The 16934-nt window shown below is 50.9% G+C and carries 8 protein-coding genes; 5 read left to right on the top strand and 3 right to left on the bottom strand.

Going from position 1 to position 16934, the window contains the following annotated elements:
* Positions 1–100 precede the first annotated feature (100 nt).
* From ACTHSX_RS00950 to ACTHSX_RS00935, 4 genes are all read left to right on the top strand, one after another.
* Positions 101–583, top strand: a complete 483-nt coding sequence (locus ACTHSX_RS00950) for an FKBP-type peptidyl-prolyl cis-trans isomerase (RefSeq protein WP_003683125.1) — start codon at positions 101–103, stop codon at positions 581–583.
* Positions 584–800: 217 nt separating this feature from the next.
* A complete protein-coding gene (glgB, locus tag ACTHSX_RS00945; protein ID WP_440376570.1) occupies positions 801–5087 on the top strand; it encodes a 1,4-alpha-glucan branching protein GlgB in 4287 nt (1428 codons plus the stop codon).
* 144 nt (positions 5088–5231) lie between these two features.
* Complete coding sequence (gene glgX / locus ACTHSX_RS00940) at positions 5232–7217, top strand: glycogen debranching protein GlgX (protein ID WP_440376571.1); 1986 nt, start codon at positions 5232–5234, stop codon at positions 7215–7217.
* A gap of 314 nt (positions 7218–7531) precedes the next feature.
* A complete protein-coding gene (locus ACTHSX_RS00935) occupies positions 7532–10012 on the top strand; it encodes a glycogen/starch/alpha-glucan phosphorylase (RefSeq protein WP_440376572.1) in 2481 nt (826 codons plus the stop codon).
* A 129-nt stretch (positions 10013–10141) separates the two neighbouring features.
* Here the strand turns inward: ACTHSX_RS00935 and ACTHSX_RS00930 are convergent, their stop codons facing one another.
* Positions 10142–11635: a surface lipoprotein assembly modifier gene (locus tag ACTHSX_RS00930; RefSeq protein WP_440376573.1), complete on the bottom strand. Its 1494-nt coding sequence runs from the start codon at positions 11633–11635 to the stop codon at positions 10142–10144.
* A 3-nt stretch (positions 11636–11638) separates the two neighbouring features.
* On the opposite strand from ACTHSX_RS00930, the gene ACTHSX_RS00925 reads away from it, so the two are divergent.
* Positions 11639–11770, top strand: coding sequence for a hypothetical protein (locus ACTHSX_RS00925; RefSeq protein WP_010357722.1), 132 nt, complete (start codon positions 11639–11641; stop codon positions 11768–11770).
* Between the two features lie 83 nt (positions 11771–11853).
* Here the strand turns inward: ACTHSX_RS00925 and ACTHSX_RS00920 are convergent, their stop codons facing one another.
* A complete protein-coding gene (locus ACTHSX_RS00920; RefSeq protein ID WP_440376574.1) occupies positions 11854–12813 on the bottom strand; it encodes a Slam-dependent surface lipoprotein in 960 nt (319 codons plus the stop codon).
* A 280-nt stretch (positions 12814–13093) separates the two neighbouring features.
* Positions 13094–16714: a TonB-dependent receptor TdfG gene (tdfG, locus tag ACTHSX_RS00915; RefSeq protein WP_440376575.1), complete on the bottom strand. Its 3621-nt coding sequence runs from the start codon at positions 16712–16714 to the stop codon at positions 13094–13096.
* Positions 16715–16934: the final 220 nt, after the last annotated feature.

The following is a 16934-nucleotide window of genomic DNA, read 5'->3' as shown; positions in this document are numbered from 1 at the left end:
GTTTGCCAAAAGTATTTGTTTAAGGTAAACCGATTGTTGAGTTACAGCTGTGATAGAATAGCCTGAACTTGACTTTTAAATATTGATTAAGGACGACATGATGTCTATTGTTAAAAATTCCGTAGTTTCCCTGCATTATGAAATGTACGATGCAAACAACCAGCTGTTGGACAAAACCGAAGAGCCGATTGCTTACCTGCATGGCGGTTATGACGGTATTTTCCCTTTGGTGGAAGAAGCGTTGCACGGCAAAAATGTAGGCGATACCGTTGAAGTGGCTTTGTCGCCTGATGATGCTTTCGGCGAGCAAGATCCTGAGCTGGTGCGTATTGAAGATGTAAGCGTGTTCCCTGTCGAAGTTGAAGTCGGCATGATGTTTGAAGCCGATGATCCGGAAACAGGCGATGTATTGATTTATCGTGTAACCGATGTTGCCGACGGTAAAGCCGTAGTGGATGGCAACCATCCTTTGGCCGGTATGAAAGTATTGTTCAAGGCGACCGTTGAAGGTGTGCGCGATGCGACCGAGGAAGAAATTGCCCACGGCCACGTACATGGCCCGCACGGTCATCACCACCACTAATCAGGCTTGAAGCATGATAAAGGCCGTCTGAAAAGGAATGAAACCTTCCTTTTCAGACGGCTTTTAAGTTTTTACAAGACAGATAAATAGGAAATTTTGGCGCAGGTCAAATCAAACAGGGAAATATGGATTTTGTTAGAGACTACAATAAATTACATATAACGGTGCGACACAATCTGTATTAAGATTCAGATATTGGTAAAACAGGCAGAATGCAATGAGTGAAACATTGGAGCAGCAGGCTGTAGCGGCCGGTATTGATTTAGGCTACCACGACATCAACGGGACATATCATGCGACCAAACCTGAAGTTTTGGAATCGATCGTTGCTATTTTGGACAAAAGCAAACCGGATTCAGACGGCCTTTATCTGAATACGATGGTCGCGCATGAAAACGGCGAAGAATCTTTACAGATGCCGTCTGAATTTCATGGTGCGGAAGCGGTCGTATTGATTGATGAGGCGGATGAGTGCCAGAGCTTGACTTTATATCCGGGCGACAACGATACGCTTTGGATTAAGCTGCCCCGACTGGCTTGCGGTTATTACACGTTGTCTGCCGAGACCGGCGGCGGATGTCGCCTTGTACGCCTGATTGTTGCGCCTGAATCGGTTTACCAACCCAAACTGCTTGCTAATGGTGGTCGGATGAATGGTTTGACCATGCATTTGTACAGCCTGCGTTCCGAGCGTAACTGGGGCATAGGCGACTTTACCGATTTGCTGAACCTGATGAAATATGTGGCAGAGAAAAAGCTGGATTTTGTCGGTATCAACCCTTTGCACGCCTTGTTTACCAGCAAGCCTGCCTTTGCCAGCCCGTATAGCCCTTCTTCGCGCGAATGGCTTAATCCGATTTACTTGGATATCGAGAAAGTCGGGGCGTTTACTTATAACGAGCAACTGAAAAACTGGCTGGCACAACCAAAAATCCGTCAGCGTATTGCCGCTTTGCGTGTTACGGAAACGGTGACTTATACGGCGGTTTGGGCATGCAAATGTGATGCGCTGCATATGGCGTTTAACGCGTTTGAACAAGATACTTGCGAAGCTGCGGCAAATGAACGCGCTGCATTTGAAGCATTTGTTACGGAAAAAGGCAAAGCTTTGCAGGGCTTCGGTTTGTTTGAGGCTTTGAACCAGTATTACAGCCGTCCCGGACAAGTGGGTTGGCAGTCATGGCCGTCTGAATTTCATCAGCCTGATGGTGAAGCAGTAGAAAAATTCGCGCGCAGCCATGAACGTGAAATCCGTTTTTATATGTGGCTGCAATGGCTTTGCGCGGAGCAGTTGCAAGAAGTTAACAAAGCCGCTGCCGAATATGGTGTCAAACTCGGTATTTACGGTGATTTGGCGGTCGGCGTGGCGCGAGGCAGCGCGGATACTTGGTTAAACCGCCAAGATTATTGTATGGACGTATCGGTCGGTGCGCCGCCCGATCCTTTAGGGCCGACAGGGCAGAATTGGGATTTGCCGCCGCTTAATCCGTTGATGTTGAAGCATACGGGCTATGAAAAATTTGCTCATCTGTTGCGCGAAAACATGCGTCTGTATGGCGTATTGCGGATTGACCATGTAATGGCATTGTGTCGTTTGTGGTGGGTTTTAAACGATAAAACAGCAGATTTCGGCGCGTATGTGCATTACGATGCCGAAGTGACTTTTGCCATTTTGGCATTGGAAAGCCAGCGCAACCGTTGCGTCATCATCGGCGAGGACTTGGGAACGGTACCCGATCAAGCGCGTTATCTGCTCAACCGTTATCAAGTGTTTTCCTACAAAGTGATGTATTTCAGCAAGGGCTGGAATGGTTTCCAATTACCTGAAGAATACCCCGAGCAGGCGATTACGGTCATCAGTACCCACGATGTCGCGCCCTTGGCAGGTTATTGGATAGGCAAAGATTTGGATACGATGTTCAAACTCGGTACTTTGCCTGATGCAGCCGCTTTTCAGACGGCCTTGGATGAACGCGAACACGATAAAGCCGATTTGCTGGATAAATTGAAAGAAACCGGCTGTCTAGGTGCAGACGTACAAATGCCGGCAAAAGCCGATGAAACCTTGCTGGCGGCTTTGCACAAATACGGTGCATTGAGCCGCAGCAAGCTTTACGCCGTACAACTGGAAAACTTGCTGGGCGTCATTGACAATTTGAATGTCCCCGGCGTAACGGACGGCTATTCGAACTGGGCGCAAAAAATGCCGGTTTCTTTGGAAGATTTCCCACAACACCGCCTCATGGGCGGCCAACTTGCCATTATTGACGAGGTACGCATGAAAACAAACAGCCAAATCAAGACTTATCATGAACTTGACCAAATCGAGCGCGATACGGTCGAAAGCCTGTTTCTTGCCACCCACAGCGACTTGTTCGCTTATCTGGGACGACACCGCCTTGCAGAGGGCGATGAAGTGGTGCGTGTTTTGATTCCCGGCGCTGTAAGCGTGGATATTGTGAACCGCCGCAGCGGCGAACTCATCGTGCCGTCTGAAAAAATTGATGAACGTGGTTTCTTTGTGGCTGTTTTGCCCGATGATGCGCCCGATTACGCTTTGAGTATCCGTTATACCGAAGATTCCGAGCCTGTGATTGAAGAAGACCCTTATCATTTCAGCTCTGCATTGCAAGACATGGATTCCTGGCTGTTGGCCGAAGGCAAGCACCTGCGTCCTTATGAGATTTTAGGTGCGCATTTTGCCGAGTTGGACGGCGTGAAGGGCGTACGCTTTGCCGTCTGGGCGCCAAATGCGCAACGCGTTTCCGTTATCGGCGAGTTCAATAACTGGGATGGCCGCCGCCATGTGATGCGTTTCCATCGCGACAACGGCATTTGGGACATCTTTATTCCGGCAGTTAAACTTAATGCCCTTTACAAATTTGAAATCCGCGATGCCAACGGCAATGTGCGCGAAAAAGCCGACCCGTATGCTTTCGGTGCGGAACTGCGCCCGACCACGGCATCTATCGTGCGCGGTTTGCCTGGCGAAGTGGAAGAACCGGCTTTCCGCGCCCGTGCCAACGCCATTGATGCGCCGATCAGCATTTATGAAGTGCATTTGGGTTCATGGAAACGCAATCCGGAAAACAATTTCTGGCTGACTTACGAAGATCTGGCCAGAGAGTTGGTGGCATACGTCAAAGACATGGGCTTTACCCATATCGAGTTCCTGCCCGTGTCCGAATACCCGTTTGACGGCTCTTGGGGCTATCAGGCAACCGGTTTGTATGCGCCGACCAGCCGTTTCGGTTCGCCGGAAGAATTGCGCGCCCTGATTAAAGCTGCACACGATGCAGGCATCAGCGTTATCCTCGACTGGGTGGTCGGACACTTCCCGACCGACGATCACGGCCTGGCCAAGTTTGACGGCACCGCATTGTATGAACACGCCGACCCGCGCGAAGGCTATCACCAAGACTGGAACACCCTGATTTACAACTTCGGCAGAAACGAAGTGAAAAACTTCCTGCAAGGCAATGCCCTATATTGGATAGAACGTTTCGGCTTTGATGGTATCCGCGTTGACGCGGTTGCTTCGATGATTTACCGCAACTATTCGCGCAAAGACGGCGAGTGGATTCCGAACCAATACGGCGGCCATGAAAACCTTGAAGCCATCGCTTTCCTGCGCGATACCAACACCATGTTGAAAGAGGAAGTTCCGGCTGCAACTGAAATCGCCGAAGAATCCACATCATTTGCCAATGTAACCCGCCAAGAAGGTTTGAACTTCAGCTTTAAATGGAATATGGGCTGGATGAACGATACTTTGCGTTACATGATGGAAGACCCCATCAACCGCAAATACCATCACAACAAAATGACCTTCGGCATGATGTACCAGTACAGCGAAAACTTTGTCCTGCCGCTTTCACACGATGAAGTCGTGCACGGCAAACGCTCGCTGCTCGGACGTATGCCCGGCGACTGCTGGCAACAATTTGCCAACCTGCGCGCCTACTACGGCTTTATGTACGGCTTCCCCGGCAAAAAACTCTTGTTTATGGGCAGCGAGTTTGCACAAGGCCGAGAGTGGAACTACAACGAAGGACTGGATTGGTTCCTGCTGGAGCAAGAGGGCGGCTGGCACAAAGGCGTACAAGACTTCGTACGCGAGTTGAACCATGTCTATAAAGACACTGCACCGCTTTACCAATTGGACCAATGGCCTGAAGGCTTTGAATGGCTGGTTGCCGATGACGGCGACAATTCCGTATTTGTCTTCGAGCGCCGCGACCGCGAAGGCAACCGCGTTATCGTGATCAGCAACTTCACGCCTGTGGTGCGCGAAGGCTACCGCTTTGGTGTGAATTCTGCCGGTGAATACCGCGAAATCCTCAATTCAGACGACCTGCATTACAAAGGCAGCGGCGTTTCTGCCGGCGCAGCGGTGGAGACAGAAGAAGTTTGGTCGCATGGCAAACCAAATTCCCTGTCTGTTACCGTACCGCCGTTGGCAACCGTTTACCTGTATCAGGCGGCAGTCAAAGACGAAGCGTAAATCAACTTTGAGGGTGGCATCGTGCCTGCCTAATTAGCTGAAAATTAAAAGATAGTGACATAAATATGACTCAAGGCCGTCTGAAAGATTTTCAGACGGCCTTATATTGGACACGAAACCAAATACATACCAAGGAATCATTCTATGACTGCCAAATCATGGCATATCGAGGAAGGCAAGCCTTATCCCATGGGCGCGACCCTGACAAGCAAGGGCGCGAATTTCACCTTGTTTTCCATCAATGCCGAAAAGGTCGAATTGTGTCTGTTTGATAAAGATAAAGAAACCCGTTTGGAGATGCCTTCGCGGCGCGGTTCGGTATTTTACGGATTTGTGCCGGACGTTAAGGCAGGGCAGCGATACGGTTTTCGCGTGTATGGACGTGAAAACGCAGAATACGGCTCATGTTTTAATCCCAACAAATTGCTGATTGACCCGTATTCCAAAAAAATTGACGGCAAACCAAGCTACCGTACCGCCGAAGAAATGGCATGGTTCAGGCCGGAAGATGAACGCGACAATGCCGCCGTTGCGCCGAAAAGCGTCGTGATCGGACGCAGCCGATTTAATTGGGCCAAAGATTGCCGTCCGGAAATACCGTGGGGCAAAACCGTTATTTATGAAGCCCATGTCAAAGGGTTTACCAAGCAGTTTCCCGATTTGAAGTACGCAGGCACTTATAAGGCCTTGAGTGATAAACGGGTTTTGGCCTATCTGCAAGAGTTGGGGGTGACGACGGTCGAGCTGTTGCCGATTCATTATCATCTGGACGAATACCATCTTCAGCAGATGGGTTTGAGCAATTATTGGGGCTACAACACTTACTCCCATTTTGCCGTCGAGCCGTCTTATGCCGATAATCCCGAGCGTGCGGCGGCAGAGTTTAAACAGGTGGTCAAAGCCTTGCATCAGGCGGGTTTGGAAGTGATTTTGGATGTCGTGTACAACCACACGGCAGAACAGGACGACAAAGGCCCGATGCTGTGTCAGCGCGGTATCGACAACACTTTATGGTATTGGCACACCTCTTATGGCAGCTATGAGAACTGGTCAGGTTGCGGCAATACGCTCAATATTGTCCGTCGCGACGTTACCCGTTGGGCGGCAGACAGCCTGCGCTATTGGGCTGAAGAGTTTCATGTTGACGGCTTCCGTTTCGACTTGGGAACCGTATTGGGACGCGAACCTGATTTCCAATCGTATGGCCGTTTTTTCCAAGTCCTGTATCAGGACCCGGTTTTGGCCGGTCTGAAGCTGATTGTCGAAGCATGGGATATCGGCGAGGGCGGTTATCACTTGGGCAATTTCCCGCAACCTTTTGCTGAATGGAACGGCCGTTTCCGCGATGATATGCGCGCGTTTTGGTCATGGGAAAGCGGTAATTTGGGCGCATTTGCCGAACGCTTGGCGGGGTCGTCCGATATTTTCAACCACAGCGGCCGCCGTCCGTCTGCCAGCATCAACTTCATTACCGCACACGACGGCTTCACTCTGCACGATTTGGTCAGCTACAACGAAAAACACAACGAAGCGAATGGTGAAAACAACCGCGACGGGCATAATGAAAACATCAGCTACAACCACGGCGTAGAAGGCGAAACCGATGATGAAGAGGTTTTGCTCAACCGTGAATACACTTCCAAAGCGCTGCTTGCCTCTTTATTTTTATCCAACGGTACGCCCATGCTGTTGGCAGGCGATGAATTCGGCAACAGTCAGCAAGGCAACAACAACAGCTACTGCCAAGATAATCCGATTACATGGTTGGATTGGCAAAATGAGTCTCATGCGTTGCAAGATTACACTCAAGAGCTAATACGCATCCGCAGCCAAATCAAGCTGCTGACAGATGATTGCTGGTGGGAAAAAGAGCGCGTGCAATGGCTCAATGCCGACAGCAGCCCGATGACCGAATATTGTTGGCACAACAGGGGCAGTAAGGCGATTCAGATTGTTTTGGACGACGAGTGGCTGCTGTTGGTGAATGCCAAACGTAGTCGTCAGTTATTTAACCTGCCTCAAGGTAATTGGGAAATTTCTTGCGTACCATCAGAGAAATTAAATTACGAAGAATCAGGGAAATGTGTTGTTGAACATATGGGGATTTGGATTTTACATAAAACAAATTAAATGAGAATTAAACTATTGTTTGATTAACTCTTTGATATATTGTTGGTACTTGTTCATTTTGGGCTTTGTGGTATAAATCGGAAATGCCGATAAGATGATTAATGGTTTGGTTGTTAATCAAATGTTTTATAAAGAAAAAAATATCCTTTTTTAAAATCTTTCCGCTATAATTCCCTTATTGTGTAACAAACCTACGCGTCATTCCTTTCAGACGGCCTGTTGCCGTTGTCAGGCTGTCTGAAAACCGAGTTTCGTTGTTTTTAATAAAACCATCAGGCGCGTTGTCCAGTGCCTCACGCTAGAGAAAGGCTTCCATGGCTAAGAAAAAACTCCCCATCTCCGGTTACGATTATGTAATGCCTAAACCGGACGCCGAAACCATCCGTAAGTCCATCGTTTATAAGCTGATTTTCATCTTGGGCGTAGATCCGAAGGAGGCAACTTCACACCAATGGCTCAACGCTGCCATGCTTGCCGCGCGTGACCTGATTGCGGAAGATTTCCTCAAAACACGCCGCGCCCACATCGACAACAGCAAACGCATGGTTTATTACCTATCTATGGAATTCCTGCTCGGCCGTTCGTTTGTCAACGCGCTGATTAACGAAGGCGTTTACGCCGAATTTGAAGAGGCCTTCAAGCAACTGGGCAAAGAATTTGCCGATGTCTGCGAACAAGAAGAAGATCCAGGCTTGGGTAACGGCGGTTTAGGCCGTCTGGCTGCCTGCTTCCTCGACTCTTTGGCAACCCTGCGCATTCCGGCCATGGGCTACGGCATCCGTTACCAATACGGTATGTTCAAACAAGAAATCGTGGATGGGCAACAAGTCGAAAAACCCGATTTGTGGCTTGACCAAGATTTGGCATGGCAGTTTGCCCGTCCGAACAAACAATATTCCATCCGTTTCGGCGGTCACGTGTTGAACTTGGGCGATAAAAAAGAATGGCAGCCGAGCGAAGAAATTTCCGCTTGGGCATACGATGAAATCATTCCTGGCTATGGCGGCGAATGTGCCAACCCATTGCGCTTGTGGACTGCACATGCAGGCAACCTGTTCGACCTTGCCGACTTCAACCGAGGCGACTATGCCTCTGCCGTTCGCGCACAAAACAGCGACGAAAACATCTCACGCGTTCTGTATCCGAACGACTCTACCGAATCCGGCCGCGAATTGCGCTTGAAACAAGAATACTTCTTGGTTTCCGCTTCCGTTCAAGACATAGTCGCCCGTCACAAATGCCGTTTCCCAAGCATCCGTACTTTGGCAGACGAAGTCGCCATCCACTTGAACGACACCCATCCGGTGCTCGCCATTCCAGAATTGATGCGCATCCTGATTGATGAAGAGGGCATCGCATGGACTGAAGCATGGAATATGTGCTGTAAGATTTTCTCTTACACCAACCACACATTGATGAGCGAAGCCTTGGAAACCTGGCAGGTTGACCTGATGGGTCGTTTGCTACCGCGCCACTTGGACATCATCTTTGAAATCAACGCCTACTTCCTCAATGCCTTACGCGCCATCGGCAACTTCGACGACGACTTTGTCCGCCGTGTATCCATCATTGACGAAACCCACGGCCGCCGCGTCCGCATGGCATGGCTTGCCGTGATCGGTTCGCACAAAGTCAACGGCGTGGCAAAAATCCACTCCGATTTGATGACCACATCCATCTTTGCCGACTTTGCCAAAATATTCCCGGAACGCTTTACCAATGTAACCAACGGCGTAACCCCGCGCCGCTGGATCAACATCGCCAACCCGGGCTTGACCAAATTCTTGGACAAACATCTGGGCGACGAAGACTGGCGTTTGCATTTGGACAACCTTGCCAAGCTCAACGACAAAGTGGACGATGCCTCCGTACAGGCAGAATTCGGCGAAGTGAAAAAAGCCGCCAAAGAGCGCCTTGCCAAATACATCGAAACCGAGCTGGGCATCAAAGTTAATACCGATGCACTTTTCGACATCCAAATCAAACGTATCCACGAGTACAAACGTCAAGCATTGAACGTGATGCACATCGTTGACCGCTACAACAAAATCTTGGAAAACCCGGATTTCGATTGGCAGCCGCGCGTGTTTATCTTTGCCGGTAAAGCCGCATCCGCCTATTACATGGCGAAGAAAATCATCCGTCTGATTAACGACGTTGCCAAAGTCATCAACAACGACACCCGTATCCGCGACCTGATTAAAGTCGTTTACATCCCGAACTACAGCGTCAGCCTTGCCCAAATCATCATTCCTGCCGCCGATTTGCACGAACAAATCTCACTGGCAGGTACAGAAGCATCCGGTACCAGCAACATGAAATTTGCCCTCAACGGCGCAATCTGTATGGGTACACTGGACGGCGCGAACGTTGAGATTTTGGAAAAAGTCGGCGCGGACAACTGCTATATCTTCGGTAACACCGTAGAACAAGTCGAAGAAATCCGCCACAACGGCTACGACCCGTTGAGCTATATCGAGCGAGACAGCGACCTGCGCCGCGTCGTCAACCAGATCAGCCAAGGCACTTTCTCTCCGGAAGAGCCAAACCGCTACAACGACGTGTTGCAACCATACGGCGACTTCTATCAACTGATGGCCGATTTCCGCAGCTATATCGACACGCAATACAAAGCGGACGAACACTACCGCAACGTATCCGCATGGCGCAAATCAGCCTTGATCAACATCGCCAACATGGGCTTCTTCTCATCCGACCGCTCCATCGCCGACTACTGTCGCGATATTTGGTATATCAAACCATTGAGCGAAAAAGAACTGCCCGGCAAAAATTAAGCGTTGAGCAGATAGAGAAAGCCGATACATCGGAAAGGTGTATCGGCTTTTTTCAGACGGCATGATATAGAAAGGAGTAAAACAGTATGGTTGTATCGCTGTTTTAGCGTATTTCTAAATGACTCAATTTTAAAATCGATATTTAAAATTTAGTAACCATTCATTCTGACGGTAGCGGTAATGTGCTGTATTGCTATGGGAGATTGAGCGTCTGAAACGAAACTCAGGGTACACGCCTTTAAGGTTCCACTGCGGAAAGCCCACAGCGGCTATCATTATGTATTGATTGTCGCGCCGCCGTCTGTTGTCGCTGACAAAACTTGCCGCGTCATAAAGACTGCGGCGGTGAAGCAGGATGGCGTTGAGGTAAGTACCGCTTGAAAAAAAACTATACGCTCCCAGCCGTGTTGTATATTCCTTGCTGGAAGAAGATTTTTCGGGATAGGCTTTGCGTGTTGCATCAAAGTTGGCGAACAGGCCGCTTTTCGACGTGAGAGAAAATTCTGTCCCCACGCCCAGTTCGTATTGTTTGTAGTCGGCAAAATAATCTTTGCTTTGTCCGCCGTATCCGGTCTTTTTCGCTCCGGCACGGGCATTGACACGCCAGCGCGGGGAGAGTGTGCGCGACCAGTCGGCATCCACACCCCATGCGCGGTAGTGGGTGTGGCGGTTGCGGAAGTCGTATTCGAAATAGGGCAGCAGGGAAAAGGAGGAGCGTGTGTCGGCATAGGCATATCCCGCGTACAGCGAACTGTTGTGATAGCTGTAATCCGGCATGGCTGTCGAATCTTTGTCTTTTTCCGTGTAGTGGTTGCCGTACAGTACACCGCGCACCTGTACACCGTGATGCCCTTTGAGCGGGATGGTTTTTTCGGAGGTCGCGCTATAGGATGAGAAGGTCGAATCCGTTGGTGCGGGCAGGGTGCGCTCCATCAGGCACATGCCTGAGATTTCCCACACGCATTGGTTGATGCCGTTGCCTTGGTTTACATTGCTATTGTAGCCGTAGCCGAGGCTGATTTGGCCGTGCCAGCGGCGGCGTTTGCTTAGTTCGGACAGGTAGTTTTCCACGATGGGGTGAGTTTCAGCAGGAATATCCGTTTTCAGAACTTTCTCAAACGCGGCGGCGGACTCTTTGTTTTGGTTGTCTTCGGCATAAAACCGCCCCGCTTCGAGCAGAAGGCGGGGGTTGTCGGGTTCGGCTTCCAAGGCCGTCTGAAAACTGTTCCTTGCCGCGCGGAAATTCCCTTCGTCCCGTTTTTGTAGCGCATCGGCCAAATGAATCAGCGCGGGTTTGTGCCGGGGCAGTTTGGCGTAGCGGGCGGCGAACTGCCGCACCTTGTGCCACTGCCGCGCGTTGAGGGCGTGGTAAATCGCGCTTTCCAGTTCTTCCGCCGTATCGCCGACTTGGTAGACTGTACCGTCTATCATGATGTAGCCGTCGTTTTCCCTCACTTCCCCGCGTGCCTGCTCCGTATCCAGCCAACCGCTTTCGCGGTATTGCTGCGTTTGGCGGCTGCCCTCGTCCAGCAGGCGGCGGCGTTCGTCCGCGGCATCGTCGGACGGGGCGGCAAGGCAGACCGTACAGAGCGGCAGGAAAAGCAGGCAGAGGCGGTGGTTCATGGGATGGGGTCCTTTGGGCAGGGAGGCCGTCTGAAAGAAGTAAAAACAGAAATTCCGCAAGGCAATGCAGGTTTGCACGGCACTTCGGAAACAGGTCAGCCGCAGTATATTTATGCCTACTGCGGCTGCGGTTAAAAAACGGCGGTTTTCCTGATTGCGGGAACGGACGGCCAAACGCCGAAAACACCGGCATTCCCTAATCGCGTAAGCGGGCAAGGTTATTTTTTCGCGCCGCCGAAGGCTACGTCGTCGCCTTTGTTGTTGTCAGTCCCGCGAGTGGCATAGCCTGCCATGGCTGCCGCGCCATTGCCGTAGAATTGTCCGGTAATGCCTTCGTTATTGCGACCTGGTATGCTGTCGAATGTACCTTTTGAATTGTTAATTTCGACACCATTAAAGCTCAAATCCTTATCGCCTGTGCGTTTCAGTGCGCCGCTCATAGAACCTTTGTCACCCGTACCGAATGTGGCTTTGATTTCACCGGTATAGAAATCGTTTTTGCCCGGCGTGTGCTTGTTGATACCGACAACGTTATAGGTAACCGCAGTCAAGTTTCTGGTGTTTTTAGTCGGATTCTCACCCACAAACCAAACCGTGCGGTTGCCGTCGTTCATATTTAAATCCGTGCTGTTGGCGATCTGATTGCTGTTGCCTTTGCGCGGCGCCCATTCGCCGAAGAAGACATTGGTTGCCGCCGTCGGCACTTTGGCAAAAGTCATGCCGCCGAATTTCGGTGCAATCGGTAACTTGGGGTCGGCCATTTGGCGTACGCTGAACACCTCGGTGTTGTTGGCGCGTTTTTCATACCACACTTGGGCGAGTTTGGTTTTCGAGAACCAGCCCGCAATCGGGTTGATGTCGCCGGGTTGCAGGTATCTCGGATTGGCCGCACCGTTTACATTGGCGTTCTGATTGCCGCCGTTGATAGGCGCATTGCCGTATTTGTTGCGGATGCGCTGCGCGGGTCCGGCTTCGAGGTTGATGGAATTGGACAGGCCGTTGCCTTTGCCTGTGCTGACTTTGATGCCCGCCGCACCTGCACCGAAGGGCAGAGGATCGGATTCGGCAGCTTGAATTAATTGTTTTTGACTTGAATCTCCACCTTCAACTTTTACTGCATAAGCAGAGCCGAAGGCGGCGGTCAGAAGGACGGCGAGGGTTAATTGTGATGCTTTCATGATTTTTCCTTTCAAAGAAAAGATATGGTGGATACCGCTGTTTTGTCTTCAGCGGCAAGGTATATCGGGTGTTACCGATAGGGCGCATATTAATATAAATAAAAATATAAATCTAATTAAAACTCATTATCAAATACAAAGTGCGGATTGCATTTGTCAATATTTTATTTTTAATATCATTGCATTATCATCTAAGAAATACAAATATTATAGTAAAGGGAACAGGCTGTAGCCGACGGGCAGATTCCTGCCCATCGGCTGCATAGGATACAGTCAAGCCTTAAAACTTACCCTTGATGCCTAAGGTAACAGTCCTGCCCGGGCCGGGGACCGGGGTGTTGGACATCGGGTCTAGATAATAGCGGTTGGCAAGGTTGGTAACGCCGAAATTCAAGTCTATATGTTTCCCTATGCGGTAGCGGGCATAGGCATCCAAAAGGGTGGTGGCATGCCAGCCGTAGGGTTGGCCGTTGCGCTCATACACCTGCCCCACGCCGTCGGCAATCAGCTTGTCGTAGTTTTTCCGCTCCGCCTTGCTGTGATGGATGGCGCGCATGCCCAATTCCAGTTTTTCGTTGAAGAAGCGCGTGCCGACATCGAGGGTAAGCGAATATTTCGGCTGCAGGGACTGGAAGAAGCGGCTGAGGCCGAAGCCACCTTCGAGGCATTCGGGTACGCGTTGGTAGTAATAGTCGAATTTGAAGGCGATGCCCTTGTCGCACACCATATGTTTCAAGCGGTAAGTGCCACCGAAGGAGGCAAAGAAGCGGCCGCTGTCGAGGCGGCTTTGCAGCTCCACCCCCTTGCTGATTGCCTTGTCGTATTGGATCATGCCGCCGTCCATATTCGAGGTGTCGATTTGGTTTTTGATTTTATTGCTGTAGTAGGTGAGGCGGAGGTCGCCTTGGCGCAGTTTGGCGAAATGCGGGGCGAAATTGAAATTGTAGCCGACTTCCCAGTTGGTGCTTTTTTCCGGCTTCAGGCTGTATTCGGCCACGGTCTTGCTGCCGTACAGCCCGCCGCTGCCGGTGGAAGCGGTCAGTTCGTAAAGGCTGGGGAAGCGGCTCATGCGGGCATAGCGGGCGAAGAGGCGGTGGTTGTCGGCAAGATCGTAGCTGACCGACAGCATGGGCGACCAGGAATGCGCGCGCTGTTCCTGCGGCATGCGCCAGCGGTCGGCTTCGCCGAATGGATGGGGTATCCACGCGGTATTATTATAGTCGTGACTTACCCTTTGATCCGGAGACGGATAGGAGCTGCCCGTATACTCATTAACCAGCCTATCACTGTTTTTGCCGACAGGCGAACCCGGGATATAGCGGCGGTAGCGGCCTATTTTGCCTTGTGGGTTGTTTACCATTTCACGGTACATTTCCGGAGTAATCTGTATTTTATCGGTATCGAATTTACCCGCGACCATCGGGATAATCTGCTTACGGCGCAGGATATAAAGTGCGTCTTTATCTTTATCGGCTTTACTTTTCATGGTAAGGCTGCCGTCCGCTTTGCCGTAAATACGGGTACGGTAAAAAGCATCATCGGAGACGTCGTCTTCGACCTGATCGAAATCATAGCCGTTCTTTTCGGCAAAGCGGCGGCTTAACTGCTTATACTCGTCGCTCTGCTTATCCATTTGATCCCAAAAATTGCGGTTGTAAGTCCGCCGCAAACCGTCTAATAAGCGCAAGTCTTCTTCATCCGCCAATTCGTAATACGGCATTAGCAGGCCGGTAACATAGCTGTCCGAACCCAGGCCGTACTGATACCAGGGGTTGCGTGCGGCACGCTGCCGCGCCAGTTCGATATTGCGCCCTTTAAAGTTCTGATAGCGCACGCCCGCCTGTATGTTCAGGCGGGAAGTCGGTTTCCAGTCGAAGACCAGGTTCGCGCCCCATTCGCGCTTTTTCGCCGACTGCGGGCCGCCCAAGGCCGCCATGCGGGTCAGTACGCCGAAAGTATTCATCAAATCATTGCTGTCGGCGGTATCGGTGCGTTCTTCCAGCGTTTCGCGCTGGTAGTCGGCGGCAAGGGTGAGGCTGAGTTTGTCGGAAAGACGGAAGCGGTTGCTGAGGTTGAAGCCGTTGCGGACGACGTCGGTACGCTGCCGCGCGCCGGGAACGATGATGCGGTCGGGATGTTCGATGTAGTAGCGTTCCTGATTCAGCTTTTGCTTCAGTTCGGCCAGGTTCATCAGCTTGCCGATTTGGTTGGTCTGGTCGGTCATCACATTTTTATCGGCGGGCGTGATGGCGTAGTAGCCGCCCGTATGCCCCATCCAGCGGTCGGTAATCGCACGGTTGTTTTCATCGTGTTCTGCCAGCTTGCGGGCGATTTTGTCGGGCGAGTCTTCTATCATGCGCAGCACTTCTTCATGGGTTCGCGCCGAACCGTAGGTGTTCGACGCCATCGCGCTTTCGCAGCTTTCCCCCCGCAGGTTAGGCGAGGGCTGTTTGCGTATGTTGCACCAATACCAAAGGTCGTACTCATAGTCGGGCGTAATGACGCCGACGACGGGGCCGCCGCTCTGATGGCGGTTGCTGTCGGTCTTCACCCGCCACATATCGGCTTGAAGGTCTATCCATTTGTTGTTTTGCGGTTTCCATTCGTAGCCGATTTTGTAGGTTTTGCTGTCGATTTTCGTGCCTATGCCCGGTGCCTGCTGCGCGGGTTCGTCTAGGGATTGTTCGGCGAAACCGAGTATCCATGCCGTTATCAGGGGATTGATTTCGCCGAAGCCGATTTTGTTGTCCATATATTGCAGGCTGATTTTTTGGTTGCTTGGCAGATACCAGTTGTTTTTCAGCAGCAGGGTTTTGGTGTCGGTGTGGCTGTTCATGATTTCTTCGCCCGGCCTGAACAGGACGGCCATATTCGGCACCAGGCTGGCGGAAGATTTGCAGAGCATGTCTTTTTCCCGCCATGATTTGTCAGGATACTGGTCGTAACAGGCATCCGCACCGTAAATGGGGTTGTTGAGGTAGCTCTGATAACCGCGTTTGCCCGCGTAGTAGTTGCCTTTTTGGCGGTGGCTGTATGCGGCAAGGCCGTCTGTAATGTCGGTTTTGAAGGCGGCGGACAACATCAGCTGCCTGTCGTCTTTGAAGTTGGTGTGGCTTTTGCCGCCCGCATACTTCGTACCTGCTATGCCTTCGTCCAACAACAGGGCGGTGGGGGAAGGTTTGCCGGTATAGCCGGTCAATACATCGGGCATACCCGATACCCCGTCCGCTGTAGCGCCTATGGGCGAGAGGGTGCGGTAGTCGTGGCCTAAGAATTGGCGCAAGTCGTTTTTCTGCGCCACGGTGTTGCCGGAAAACTCGGTTTTGACTTCGATTCCCCAGTTTTTGCCTTCGGGGATGATGTCGGCGGGTTCGATGGTGCGGATGGACATCGCGCCGCCGACACCCGATTTCACGCCGCGCGTCATGGCGGGGCTTTTTTCCACGGCTATGCTGCGGAACAGGGCGGGGTCGAGATAGTTGCGGTCGCCCACACCGTAGTTGTTGAGCCAGACATCGACCGTTTGTTCTGTGCCGTCCAGTGTTACGGGGATGCGGCCTTTGCCGGTGATGCCGCGTATGTTGGGCGTAATCGCGCCGCCTGTGGTGCGGGTGTTCATGTTGTACACGCCGTTTAGGCCTTTGAGTACGTCGCCGGCGGATTGGACGCGGTAGCGTTCGAGGTATTCTTTGCCGACATAGGCGTTGGAGACGTTTTTGTAATACACGTCGTCCGCGCCTTTTTGGTCGTTGGTACGTTTGCCACTGACAACAACGGTATCCAATTCCTGGTATTGTTCTGGTCGAGCTGAGGTTTCGATGGTATTGGCAACGGTTAATGTACTGAATGCGCTGGCAAGGCTGAGAATGATTATTTTGGGTTTGGGAGTAAAAGCAGACATAGTTTCTCTTTGTTAAGAACTTAATATAATAGGTTAAAATACTCTTTTATATAAAAAATATAAAATTTTTAAATATTATTAATATTTATATAATAATTGATTATTCTTATCATTATTGAAATAATTTAATAAATAGTCGTTTTTATCATAATTTTATTGGATAATATTCAGATAAATAGAGAGATGAAAAGGCCGTCTGAAAATTTTCAGACGGCCTTTT

Source organism: Neisseria sp. P0014.S002 (assembly GCF_051958295.1).
In the GTDB taxonomy this organism is placed as follows: Bacteria; Pseudomonadota; Gammaproteobacteria; order Burkholderiales; family Neisseriaceae; genus Neisseria; species Neisseria flavescens_B.
Note: the sequence above shows the minus strand (reverse complement) of the source record. Positions and strands in the feature narration are given on the sequence as shown.

What these genes read in the sequence shown, in the direction of transcription:
- glgB (WP_440376570.1), top strand. Translation starts at nt 801, where the DNA reads ATGAGTGAAACATTGGAGCAGCAGGCTGTAGCGGCCGGTATTGATTTA.
- ACTHSX_RS00925 (WP_010357722.1), top strand. Translation starts at nt 11,639, where the DNA reads ATGGGGTCCTTTGGGCAGGGAGGCCGTCTGAAAGAAGTAAAAACAGAA.
- tdfG (WP_440376575.1), bottom strand. Translation starts at nt 16,714, where the DNA reads ATGTCTGCTTTTACTCCCAAACCCAAAATAATCATTCTCAGCCTTGCC.
- ACTHSX_RS00950 (WP_003683125.1), top strand. Translation starts at nt 101, where the DNA reads ATGTCTATTGTTAAAAATTCCGTAGTTTCCCTGCATTATGAAATGTAC.
- ACTHSX_RS00930 (WP_440376573.1), bottom strand. Translation starts at nt 11,635, where the DNA reads ATGAACCACCGCCTCTGCCTGCTTTTCCTGCCGCTCTGTACGGTCTGC.
- glgX (WP_440376571.1), top strand. Translation starts at nt 5,232, where the DNA reads ATGACTGCCAAATCATGGCATATCGAGGAAGGCAAGCCTTATCCCATG.
- ACTHSX_RS00920 (WP_440376574.1), bottom strand. Translation starts at nt 12,813, where the DNA reads ATGAAAGCATCACAATTAACCCTCGCCGTCCTTCTGACCGCCGCCTTC.
- ACTHSX_RS00935 (WP_440376572.1), top strand. Translation starts at nt 7,532, where the DNA reads ATGGCTAAGAAAAAACTCCCCATCTCCGGTTACGATTATGTAATGCCT.